This is a genomic window from Pseudomonas sp. P7758 (assembly GCF_013386485.1).
Taxonomy (GTDB): Bacteria; Pseudomonadota; Gammaproteobacteria; order Pseudomonadales; family Pseudomonadaceae; genus Aquipseudomonas.
Genome location: NZ_JACARS010000129.1, coordinates 1 through 457 on the forward strand (window position 1 = coordinate 1; position 457 = coordinate 457).

The following is a 457-nucleotide window of genomic DNA, read 5'->3' on the forward strand; positions in this document are numbered from 1 at the left end:
GTGCGGGGGCGATGAAAGTGGGGGAGAGCGGGTTGTGGGCGATGATCGAACGCAAAGTCATGGGCGTAAAAAAACCGCTTCCTGGGCGGGAAGCGGTTTTTGTTTACTGCGCCACTATCAGAACAACTTCAAGGGCGGTGCTTCTTCTTTCAACGGTTCGTTCTTCGCGGTCTGTTCGTTCCAGCCACCACCGAGGGCCTTGTACAGGTTGACCTCGCTGTTGAGCTGCGCCAGGCGGTCGGTGATCAGCGATTGCTGGGCACTGAACAGTTGGCGCTGGGCGTCGAGGAACGTCAGGTTGCTGTCGACACCAATACGGTAGCGACGCTCGGCCAGGCGGTAGTAATCCTGGTTGGCCGCGACGAAGCCACGTTGGGCGTCCAGTTGCTGCTTGTAGGTCTCACGGGCGGCGAGGCCGTCGGAGACTTCCTGGAAGCCGGTCTGGATGGCTTTCTCG

1 protein-coding gene is annotated in these 457 nt (G+C 60.0%); it reads right to left on the minus strand.

What is annotated here, in order from left to right; genetic code table 11:
- Positions 1 to 117: 117 nt before the first annotated feature.
- On the minus strand, positions 118 to 457 hold a 340-nt coding region (locus HX873_RS31845; RefSeq protein ID WP_256349663.1), incomplete at its 5' end, for a TolC family protein.